Genomic DNA, 10,822 nt, shown 5'->3' on the forward strand with positions numbered 1-10,822 from the left:
AAATAACCTTTAATAAAATAAACTTGTTCATAATCACAATGATACATATTCTCTTTATTTTATTTCCTTCCTTGTAATTTCTCCAGGACTATACTATACAAATTTAGCACATAATGGAATTAGACACAAATGTTAATTTTTAATACTATTTTTATGTTGTTTCAAATTACGTAACGCATAACTGTATCGCATTAACTATAATAGTTTGTTAAAAAATCAATCAGATATATTTAAGGACCGGAACATATAACAATACTGTTCCAGTCCTCTGCGATGTTAGTCTCTAAACCGATTGGCTAAACTTAGAATATTAATGATAATGTTTAATAAATTGACGAATAAGTTAAAGCCCATTTCACTCGGTGTAAACTGTCCCCGTTTCAGCCGGTTAAAATCATATAATGTGTAAAGCAAGAAAAGCCCTACTGCGACAACATTAATAATCGTATAGAAGATCGGATTGTGAATAAAGAATCCGATTAATGTAGCGACAAGCAGTGCCACTAAAACTACAAATAAATACTTGCCGAGGCTCGAAGCATTTTGTACAAAGAAATACCCTACAATACCGAATGCTGCGAAAGCACCTACTGCAAGAGCGACGTTCTTATAAAACAGTGCTGGACCTAAATTATGCATATACGTCGCAAATGCCGCATAAGCCAGCAAACCGATCATCACTGCATATATATTTGAAATAATAAAACCGAATTTACGCGAACGATTAATAAAGAGCGAAATCAATATCAACACAGTTAAACCAATCGAAAGCGGTCTTCTCCATGAATCAGGTAAGAACTGGCCAAAATAAGTACCGATCCCGAAAATAATCCAAAAGTACATAAAATAAAGCCATACTTTTGCATAAGCACTTGATTTTGAAACAGTATGTGCTGAATGAACCATATTGTTCAACTCCCTCATTGGTACGACTTAATAATTATTCTGTCATATAAGTATATCAAAATTCCAATTTAAACATAAATGATTTCCTATGTTTCGAAAGATGTTCATAATTTTATTACAAACATTACGTTACCTCTTTCACAAACTTTTCTGCTTCACCGTTCAACCCTGATTGTATTACGGCTTTTGATATTTATAATTCTTTTCATCTTTTATTAAAAAATATTACAAGAACGTAACAATACACAAATCCGAGATTATTTCTGATAAGATGTGGAAGTATAGAAATGTTGATTAATATCAAAGTTACATAGGAAATCAAATGCATAAGTCAATAAAGAACCAATGATAGAGGAGGAATCTCTTTTGAAAAAGTTAGCAGTTACATTCTCAGTTGCGACAGGCGCTGCCTTAGCACTTACGCATCAAGATGCTGATGCTTCGACACAACACACAGTTCAAGTTGGTGAATCACTGTGGTCTATCTCAAATCAATACGGTGTTTCTATTGATAGTATCAAGCAAGACAATAACTTATCGAACAATATGGTATTCCCAGGACAAGTCATTACAGTCAACGGCAGCAGCCAAGGTTCAAACAGCGGCGCTAGCGTTAATGTTTCAACAGGCCAAGGCGGCGTACATAATGTACAAGCTGGTGAATCATTAGGTATTATTGCAAGTCAATATGGTACTTCTGCTGAAGCAATTATGTCAGCTAACAACTTAAATGGTTACCTTATCCATCCTGGTCAGCAACTGACTATTCCAAGTTCCGGCGGAACTGGCGGCGGCGGTACACCGACAGCACCAACTACAAACCAATCACCGACATTCAATCATGCTAACTTATATGACTGGGGTCAATGTACTTGGCATGTATTCAATCGTCGTGCTGAAACAGGCCAACCAATCAGTACTTACTGGTGGAACGCAGATCATTGGGCAGCCAATGCACAAGCGGATGGTTATACAGTCAACAACACACCTCAAGCTGGTTCAATCATGCAAAACTATGAAGGTCCGATTGGACACGTAGCTTATGTAGAACAAGTGAACGGCGACGGAAGTATTTTAATTTCAGAAATGAACTTCAATACACCTCCAGGTGTGGTAGATTACCGTACAATTCCAGCTTCAATGGCTTCAAGCTACAATTACATTCATTAATCTTTAACACATACACGAAAGGCGATGGAACCCCCATCGCCTTTTTTATATACACATATACATTGAAAAACGGACAATCTTTCACAAATCGAAGATTGTCCGTTCTTTATTTCGCACTGTTTGCCTCTAAGCTAAACAGATTTATGTTGTAATTAAGTATGTGTGCGTTGCATTATAAGAAAATATTCATAATCCAGTAAATGATTGCTGCAACAATTGCAGAAATCGGTAATGTGATTACCCAAGTCACAATCATACGTTGTGCTGTATTCCATTTAACACCTTTTGCACGGTTAGAAGCCCCTACACCAAGGATAGATGAAGATACAACGTGAGTTGTAGATAGTGGGAAATGCAATGAAGATGCCACAAAGATTGTTAATGCTGAAGATAAATCCGCAGCAGCACCGTTAGCCGGGCGAATCTTCATAATGTTGCCGCCGACAGTTTTGATGATTTTCCAACCACCTACTGCAGTACCAAGACCCATTGCGGCAGCACAGGCAACTTTAACCCATAATTGCGGTTCTACGTTATTACCATTTTGCAAGTTAGCAACAATTAACGCTAATGTAATGATACCCATTGATTTTTGGGCATCGTTTGTACCGTGTGAGAATGATTGCAATGCCGCAGTAAAGATTTGGAATATTCTAAAGTTGCGGTTGCTTTTCGTTAAGTTTGCGTTTTTGAAAACTACTTTGATAAATGAATAAATCAAGAAACCTACACAAAACGCAATTAACGGTGACACGATTAATACAATAATAATTTTTGTGAAACCTTGGAAATGCAAGACTGTAAATGAACCTTGCGATGCTACAGCTGCACCAGCAATAGATCCGATTAATGCGTGTGATGAAGAACTTGGGATACCGAAGTACCATGTTAACAAGTTCCAGAAAATCGCCGCAAAAATCGCTGCTAATACAACAACTAAGCCATTCGTCAATTTAAATGGATCGACGATATCTTTCGTAATTGTTCCTGCTACACCTGTAAATGTCAAAGCACCGATAAAGTTCATAATCGCTGCTAAAAAGATTGCACGTCTTGGCGTTAATGCTCTAGTCGACACTGCAGTAGCTACCGCATTCGCTGTATCGTGGAAGCCGTTAATAAAGTCGAACACCAATGAAAAAATAACGATAGCTACAGTGATAATTATAATATAATCCATTTAAATTACTCCTTAGCTATTTTTCATGATAATTGTTTCGAAATTATTTGCTACTGCTTGGCATTTATCCGCAACGTTTTCCAAGCTTTCATAGATATCTTTGATTTTAATCAATGTGATTGGATCTGTTTCGCTGTTGAAGATGTGCTTAATAGATTGTCTTAACACTCCATCACAGTTTGTTTCGAATTCTTTAATATTAATTGAATGAATACGCATATGAGAAAGTTTTTTCTCTACTAATAAACCAATAGCAAGTTTCATTTCTGCTACTGCTTTTTGAATGTTATCAACGAATTCTGCCATGTATTCATCTGAATATTCAATTGAATACATTTCAAACATCGCAGATGTTTCTTCCATTGCATCTAATACATCGTCAATTGCATTACATAAAGATAAAATATCTTCACGTTCGATTGGGGTAATGAAAGTTTGGTTCAAGTCAGAAATAACTTGATGCATTAAGTCATCACCGTGTGACTCATATGTTTTGATATTATCAGAATAAGCTTTCAAATCTAGATGTGTGTTAAAGTCCATTTTCCCAAACTCAATGGCTGCGCGATCTAAATTGAACACCATTTCCTCCAATTTAACCATGAACTTATCCTTTTTCTTATTAAACATTTTGAAAATCCTCCATTTTCAGCGATTGCTTTTCAATCACATTTCGTAAATTTGAAACTCAAAAGTATATAGTTGTAAAAAGTAATCGTTTGATACTTTCGAAACTAATATGTATGTCATCTTCACACTAGCTTCAAATAAAATTTACCTTCCTAAAAAGAAAATAGCATAAAATTTACACCACTACAATTATATTTACAAAATCTTAACAATTGAACATAATTGTAATGTACGATTACTGTAATAAAATCAGTATCCTATATAAAATTTCACCTTGATTGTTAAGCATCCCACTAAAGTTTTTACCTAACTTCCTTATTTTCACACATTTTCAGCACAAAAAATACTCCGAAAACCAAATAATTTTAGTTTCCAGAGTACATTTACATTCATAGTGTTAAATCGATTGTTTTATTGTACGTTTCATATGCACGTAGGCAATCACCGCAAAACCAGCATAAATCATTGTGTAAATTGCCATCACTGCAAAGACTGGAGAGTGATCAGTTGACCCCATTAATTTTAAGAAGGACCATGACGCAAAATACGCATGCAATAATCCAACAACCAGCGGCAAACCGAAATTAAACAATACTTTCAGTTTCAAGCCTTTGCGCATATCATATTGCGTAAATCCAAGTTTGCGCAGTACTTTGAAATGATCGATTTCGTCTGTGGTTTCATCCATTTGTTTAATATAGATGATACAACCTGCAGCCATTAAAAAGGCGATGCCTAAGAATGATGTGACGAATAAGAAAATACCACTGAAGTTTCTGAAGTCCTTAGCCGCTTCTTCTCTCGTTTCATAATGCGGCAATGTTTTGTGCAGTAATTTTGTTGCTTCGTCCATTTTTGAATCATCTGTTATCGTGAAACCGTATTGTTGGGCAACACTATCTTTCTCAAACTGCCCTTTCTCTTTTAACAGCTGATAATCTTCATCATCTATAATTAATAATGGACCGCCGCGCAATGTCACTAAACTAAAGCGAATATCTGTATCTGAACGCTGTACATTCAATCGCAGCAATTTGTTTTGCTGCTTATCTTTAAATTCAACATAAGATTTGTCTGTAATCGGCTTTAAAAATTGTCCCGTACCAAACGGATGTGCTAATTTAGCCGAATGATCAGACAGGCTCGCATCTTTAACATATTTATCACTCGTAACACGCATGCCCATCATACTGCCGATACGACTTTCATACAAGTTGCTGCTTTCACCTTTGAACATAGTCAGCTCTTTATAATTCAAATTGAAAGGAATGTCATGTGATTTTAATGTCTCTTGATAGCGATCAGCATCCTTTTTGCTTTGCATTGTAATATCATAAGGCGCACGCAAATTCACTTGTTCTTGTTCTAATTTGACGGTAACGGCCGCAAAGCACAGGATAGTTACCGTAATCGCTGAAATCACTGCGATAATCGTCAGCGATAACGCATTTTTCTTCATGCGATGCATAATCGATGCTGTAAAGATGACATCGTTGATGGTCACATTGCCTTTCTTTCTTTTCTTGAGTGTTTTGAATAACAGTGATACTGTACTTCTAAAGAATAAGTACGCACCGACGATAGTTAATAATAAGATAAGATATGGCGTAACGAGACTGATTAATAACTTCGTATTGAGTGCCATAAGATATCCTGAAACAATCATACCTAGTCCTAAAACACCGCTGATAAATTCTAACACTTTAATTTTGTTCGTTTTAGCATCCGTAGTTTGACGTGTCTGCATCAATTTTAAAATCGAACGGCGTTGAATAAAAATAGTATTCTGCAAAATAATCAAGATGTAAGCTAATAACAACATCAGTGATGTAGCAGTGAACGCTTGAATACTAAAGTGCAGATGGATGCTCATATCCATATCCATCAGTTTCATACATATCAAAAGCAATAGTCTTGAACCGATTAAACCTGCAATCATACCTACGGCACCTGTAATAAGGAATATCGCAATTTGTTCCAACATCGACATGCGGATAATATTACCTTTGGTCAAACCGATTAATTGATATAGCCCAAGCTCCTTATCGCGTTGTTTTATAAACAGCTGATTCACATAGAGCAGGAATACTATAATGATAATGAAGAGAAAGGTACTTCCGATGCTCGCACCTTTTTGAATAAATACTGTTGCTTCTTTGTTGTTGATGGTATCTGTATACTTTAAAGTCACAAAGCTGAAATATAAGGCAATACTCATAATTAATGAAAATAAGTATAAGCCGTAATGTCTGATATTTTGTCTCAGGTTCTTGAATACAATATGCTTAAAACTCATATTGAACACCGCCCAAGACACTTTGTGCTTGAATGATTTCTTTATAGAACGCCTGTTTTGTACGTTCCCCTTGATATAATTCAGAATGAATTTGTCCATCCTTCAGCATAATGACACGGTTAGAATAACTTGCTGCGGCAGGATCATGTGTCACCATTAAAATCGTTGTATTAAAACGTTCATTCATTGATTTTAAACGGCGCAATAAATCTTGCGCACTTTTAGAATCTAATGCCCCTGTCGGCTCATCCGCAAATATAATTGCAGGTCTCGTTATAAATGCACGTGCTGCTGAAACACGCTGCTTTTGACCGCCTGAAATCTCTGAAGGATATTTATGTGCGATTTCTGTAATACCTAATGCTTCAACAACCTCATTAAAACGTACTTCCGCATCTTTTTTAGACAGCTTTTGAATCGATAGCGGCAGCATAATATTTTCTTTAACCGTTAAAGTATCAAGCAGATTGTAATCTTGGAAAATAAATCCGATTTCTTTCTTGCGTACTTCAGATAAAGCTTTATTGCTTAACTTCTGAAGTTGATGTCCATTCAACTCAACTGATCCTTGTGTAATATAATCAATTGAACTTAACATATTCAATAATGTCGTTTTACCAGAACCTGATGGCCCCATAATTGAAATAAATTCACCTTTTTCAACTTTAAACGACAAACCCTTAAGCACCTCTTGCGCCACTTGTTTGTTTCCAAATACTTTCGTTAAATTGGATACTGTTAGAATTGCCATTTTGATAGCGCTCCTTTTCTTAACTTATTGTACTTTCAGTGTACGCAACTACTGCTTTTAGGTCGTTGGATTGATGTTACAAAACACAGGCTTAAAGTGACAATTTTGTCACTTCAGACATACGTGACAATATTTCATTTTGTTTTGGGAAAACAAAAGTTACTGTTGTCCCTTTATTGACCGTTGAATCTACCTCTACTTGAATCTGAAGTGCATCTTTAATTTGGTCCACTAAATATAAACCGATACCTGAAGAAGTCGTTTCATGACGATATTGCGTAGAAGTAAAACCGCGTTCAAAAATCCGCGGCAAATCATTCGTCGCAATCTCGCGTCCAGTATCTGTGACGCTTAAGCACACTTGCTCTTGTGCTTTATAAGCGTTGATTGTGATTTCGGTACTTGGATGACTGTATTTCACCGCATTTGAAATCACTTGCCGCAGCATCATTTTGCACCACTTCATATCTGTAAACACTTGAAAATCCGCTTCGAAATCCATATCAAAGCCGATACCGCGCTGCCTGCAGATATTGCGCGTGAGCTGAATTTCTCCTATCACCATTCGTTTCAGGGAGACTTTATCAAAATAGAGGTCTTGCTGCTTCGAATTCAGTCTTGTTAAATACAGCTGGTTATCCAGCATTTGATTCATACGAGACCATTCGTACAACATTTCATTGCGACGTGTTTCATCTGTTTCTTGGTCAATTAATAACTGCAGCGCAGTCAGCGGTGTTTTAATTTCATGCACAAACTCCGTTAAGCTTTGTTCGTGTGCATTCAATTGAATGGCTTGTTCCGATACAATGTGCTTTTGACGCTGAATCATCGTATACAGATAATCCAGTACTTCACTCTCCATCGGTGTATTTGCTGCTTCTTTATGTTTTAACTCTTCAATCTCGCGCATCTCTGACAATTGCTTATTAAATGCTGTTTCATAAAAGTAAGCAAAGATTAAGAACACCAGTGTAAATATCAGATTGCATAAAATCACATAGCCTACCGAACCAAGTGATAAATCAGGATCCAAATAAGCTAATACAACCAAAAAGACTTGAAAGCCTAAAATAAGCGCCAGCCAATTCAACCGCGACACTAAATAATGATAAATTCTTTTAATCGAAGTCATGTGCCATATATCCTTTGCCGACTCTGGTTTCAATCGCATGCGTTAAACCGAATTCTGCCAGTTTCTTTCTTAAACGATTGATATTCACCGTTAAGGTATTATCGCTGACAAAGGCTTCATCATCCCACAATGCAGTGATAATCGCATCACGGCTGACAATTTGATTGCGGTGCTGCAATAAAATTTCCAGTATCAACATCTCTGTTTTCGACAAGTGCGCACTTTCACCATCTCGTTCTAAAACACCTTTTGCCAAATCCACTTGCACATCTCCCCATGTCATCATACGTTTTTCTTCTATATTAAATTGATAAACGCGGCGGTAAATCGCCTTTAACTTTGCAATCAGCACATTGGTATAGAACGGCTTCTGCATAAAATCATCCGCCCCTAACTCCATACTCATTACTTGATCCATCGGATTGTCTCTAGCGGATAAGAAGAGTATCGGCACATTCGATTGATTGCGAATGGCACGACACCAATAGAAACCATCATATTTCGGCAATTCAACATCCATAATGATAATCTCTGGTTGGATTTCTGTATATTCTTCTAAGACATGGTTAAAGTCTTCTATACCGTATACATGCAAGTCCCAGTGTTCCAATTCTTTCTTTAATTGTTCAAATAAAGATTTATCATCTTCTACCAATAAAATTTTCATGCTTTCACCAGCCTGTATTTATTTCAAAATCATTGCAAAAACATTTCATTTACATTTCACTGTTTTTCTTTTACACTATTGAATACGTACTACTCTAAAATATATTGTTTTATACATTTTAGATAAGCATTGAACTAAATCAATGCAGTCCGGTACGAATTAGTATATACTCAGTGTAATACTACCTTATAAAATGGAGGGTGTCTATGGAACATACGATTAGAGAAATAAGTATAAATGATGCGGATGATTATATTGTATTGTTGAAAGATATCTACGATGAGTCTAATTACATGCTGTATAGTCCTGGTGAATATGTCCCTTCGCTTTCAAGTGCACTCAAGCAGCTTGAACATTTCATCACTTCTCCATCAAATACCATTTACCTCGCTGAAATCGACGGTATGCTGATTGGGTTTGCAATTGTAACTTCCCGCAAATACGAGCGTACACGTCATGAAACACGCGTACGTATCGGTATACGCGAACAATACCGCAGCAAAGGTGTTGGGCAATCGTTACTAAACGCGGTGGATGCATGGGCATATAACCACAGTATTCGCCGTTTAGAAGCATTAGTTGTTCCTGAAAATGAAACAGCCGTGGATTTATTTAAATCCGCCGGTTATCAAATTGAAGGCGAAATGCGCGATAAATTAAAGATAGATAATAAATTCTACAGTGAATATGTAATGGCTAAATTATTACATTAATACTTTTTCCTAATATGTATCTTTGCATATTAGGTTTTTATTTTGCCTTTTTCATTCACCTCACTATTTATTATTTTATAGCATAAAGAGATATCAGATAAAGCACATGCATCTAATATCTCTTTTCATCTATTACTATTCAATTTTATTAATAAGGATTAAGTTGAACAGAATCCGTCTGTTCATCTTGCTCTTTCATCGTTGTAGAGCTTGTGTTGCGGCTTAAGAAGCGTTGTACCTGTGTCAAGTTCTCTTTAGATTCCGGCAGATTCAAATGGAATTGGTACTGGTGTCTGAGTCGATGGGAGCCATCATATAATAAGGTATCTACAGAAGTGCCTTTTTCATCTAACACTTGTGCAAATTCTTCGTTTTGACTCGCAAACGGATCGGCATCGCCTACAGATAAGAATGTCGGCGGATAATTTTTAGTAACATGCTCAATTGTCGACATTTCCGATAAATCTCTAAACTCAGTTTCCCAATTTTCTGTACCTGTATAACTTCTCATAAATAATTGAATACGCGGGAATTCTGTTTTCTTAACTGTATTCATATTATAGAACCCGCCGAAAAAGATAGCGGCACGAATATTTTCAGGTTTGAAGCGTTGTTTAAAATCCATTTCTTTTCTTAATTTTTCATCCGTTTGAATCGCTGTATACTGACTGTTTAATTGTGCCCCGGCAGAATCTCCGCCAAAGACCACTTGATTGAAATCAATCGGCAATTCATGCGGGTTTTCTTTAATAAACTTTACAGCTTGATCCATTTGGATTAAAGGTGTCGGATATTTATATTGCGGTGCTAATGCATAATTCACATTCACGACAATATAACCTTGTTCAGCAATCCTTGAAAGCAGCGGATTTTTATATTGCTTATCACCTGCAATAAAACCGCCGCCATGCATCCAAAAAATTACAGGCAGCTTCACATCTTTATCTAATTCTGCTGGTGTAATAATGTCTAGTTGGCTTTTCGGGTAAGTCTTGCCATATGTAATATTATTAAAGACTTTAACATTGTTATTATTAATTGCGACTTTTTGTTTCATATTTTGTCTATGCTGCTCATCCATATATAATTTCACTCCGATAGCTATGGCAATACATACTAAGACACCGACAACGGCCCCTCCTATCAGCCAACGCTTTTTGCGACTGCTCATTTCATTATCATGTCCTCTCTCTGTCATTCTTTGGGCGAGATAATTTTATTTCGCTTTTATTGTACTTGAAATCACAATGTATCTCAAAGACGAAGCAATACTCATTAAAAAAGGTTCTTCATCTTTTATGGTGGGAAGGTAAAACTTCCCGCCTTTTTTGATACACAAAAAGCGCAATTGCCTCTATAATTTAAAGTGCCTAA

Annotated in this window: 10 protein-coding genes; 2 read left to right on the forward strand and 8 right to left on the reverse strand. The window is 36.3% G+C overall.

All coding sequences use genetic code 11. From position 1 onward, the window contains the following. Positions 1 to 276: 276 nt before the first annotated feature. The gene (locus tag DVJ99_RS08485; protein WP_114603892.1) at positions 277 to 906 is read right to left on the reverse strand and encodes a Bax inhibitor-1/YccA family protein; all 630 of its coding nucleotides are present in this window, start codon (positions 904 to 906) and stop codon (positions 277 to 279) included. A gap of 366 nt (positions 907 to 1,272) precedes the next feature. Between DVJ99_RS08485 and DVJ99_RS08490 the strand changes: the two genes are divergently transcribed. After that, a complete protein-coding gene (locus DVJ99_RS08490) occupies positions 1,273 to 2,076 on the forward strand; it encodes a LysM peptidoglycan-binding domain-containing protein (protein ID WP_114603893.1) in 804 nt (267 codons plus the stop codon). A 172-nt stretch (positions 2,077 to 2,248) separates the two neighbouring features. On the opposite strand, the gene DVJ99_RS08495 is transcribed toward DVJ99_RS08490, so the two are convergent. The 6 genes from DVJ99_RS08495 to DVJ99_RS08520 form a co-directional block, all read right to left on the reverse strand. Continuing rightward, positions 2,249 to 3,256: an inorganic phosphate transporter gene (locus tag DVJ99_RS08495; protein WP_105993476.1), complete on the reverse strand. Its 1,008-nt coding sequence runs from the start codon at positions 3,254 to 3,256 to the stop codon at positions 2,249 to 2,251. A gap of 12 nt (positions 3,257 to 3,268) precedes the next feature. Further along, a complete protein-coding gene (locus DVJ99_RS08500) occupies positions 3,269 to 3,886 on the reverse strand; it encodes a DUF47 domain-containing protein (RefSeq protein WP_105993475.1) in 618 nt (205 codons plus the stop codon). A 397-nt stretch (positions 3,887 to 4,283) separates the two neighbouring features. Then, the gene (locus tag DVJ99_RS08505) at positions 4,284 to 6,182 is read right to left on the reverse strand and encodes an FtsX-like permease family protein (RefSeq protein WP_114603894.1); all 1,899 of its coding nucleotides are present in this window, start codon (positions 6,180 to 6,182) and stop codon (positions 4,284 to 4,286) included. Next, positions 6,172 to 6,933: an ABC transporter ATP-binding protein gene (locus tag DVJ99_RS08510; RefSeq protein ID WP_114603895.1), complete on the reverse strand. Its 762-nt coding sequence runs from the start codon at positions 6,931 to 6,933 to the stop codon at positions 6,172 to 6,174. Before DVJ99_RS08510 ends, DVJ99_RS08505 begins: the two co-directional genes overlap by 11 nt. A gap of 91 nt (positions 6,934 to 7,024) precedes the next feature. Then, positions 7,025 to 8,068: a sensor histidine kinase gene (locus DVJ99_RS08515; RefSeq protein WP_114603896.1), complete on the reverse strand. Its 1,044-nt coding sequence runs from the start codon at positions 8,066 to 8,068 to the stop codon at positions 7,025 to 7,027. Beyond that, positions 8,055 to 8,735, reverse strand: coding sequence for a response regulator transcription factor (locus tag DVJ99_RS08520; protein ID WP_105993471.1), 681 nt, complete (start codon positions 8,733 to 8,735; stop codon positions 8,055 to 8,057). The genes DVJ99_RS08515 and DVJ99_RS08520 overlap by 14 nt, the downstream gene beginning before the upstream one ends. A gap of 206 nt (positions 8,736 to 8,941) precedes the next feature. On the opposite strand from DVJ99_RS08520, the gene DVJ99_RS08525 reads away from it, so the two are divergent. Beyond that, the gene (locus tag DVJ99_RS08525; protein ID WP_105993470.1) at positions 8,942 to 9,448 is read left to right on the forward strand and encodes a GNAT family N-acetyltransferase; all 507 of its coding nucleotides are present in this window, start codon (positions 8,942 to 8,944) and stop codon (positions 9,446 to 9,448) included. Between the two features lie 148 nt (positions 9,449 to 9,596). Here DVJ99_RS08525 and DVJ99_RS08530 read toward each other — a convergent pair whose 3' ends face one another. Continuing rightward, positions 9,597 to 10,619, reverse strand: a complete 1,023-nt coding sequence (locus DVJ99_RS08530) for an alpha/beta hydrolase (protein ID WP_114603897.1) — start codon at positions 10,617 to 10,619, stop codon at positions 9,597 to 9,599. Positions 10,620 to 10,822: the final 203 nt, after the last annotated feature.

Source organism: Staphylococcus sp. EZ-P03, from assembly GCF_003344575.1.
GTDB classification, from domain to species: domain Bacteria; phylum Bacillota; class Bacilli; order Staphylococcales; family Staphylococcaceae; genus Staphylococcus; species Staphylococcus simulans_B.

Bases quoted from the DNA above. Each gene is read 5' to 3' on its own strand.
- DVJ99_RS08505 (WP_114603894.1), bottom strand. From the start codon at position 6,182: ATGAGTTTTAAGCATATTGTATTCAAGAACCTGAGACAAAATATCAGA.
- DVJ99_RS08495 (WP_105993476.1), bottom strand. From the start codon at position 3,256: ATGGATTATATTATAATTATCACTGTAGCTATCGTTATTTTTTCATTG.
- DVJ99_RS08515 (WP_114603896.1), bottom strand. From the start codon at position 8,068: ATGACTTCGATTAAAAGAATTTATCATTATTTAGTGTCGCGGTTGAAT.
- DVJ99_RS08525 (WP_105993470.1), top strand. From the start codon at position 8,942: ATGGAACATACGATTAGAGAAATAAGTATAAATGATGCGGATGATTAT.
- DVJ99_RS08500 (WP_105993475.1), bottom strand. From the start codon at position 3,886: ATGTTTAATAAGAAAAAGGATAAGTTCATGGTTAAATTGGAGGAAATG.
- DVJ99_RS08510 (WP_114603895.1), bottom strand. From the start codon at position 6,933: ATGGCAATTCTAACAGTATCCAATTTAACGAAAGTATTTGGAAACAAA.
- DVJ99_RS08530 (WP_114603897.1), bottom strand. From the start codon at position 10,619: ATGAGCAGTCGCAAAAAGCGTTGGCTGATAGGAGGGGCCGTTGTCGGT.
- DVJ99_RS08520 (WP_105993471.1), bottom strand. From the start codon at position 8,735: ATGAAAATTTTATTGGTAGAAGATGATAAATCTTTATTTGAACAATTA.
- DVJ99_RS08485 (WP_114603892.1), bottom strand. From the start codon at position 906: ATGGTTCATTCAGCACATACTGTTTCAAAATCAAGTGCTTATGCAAAA.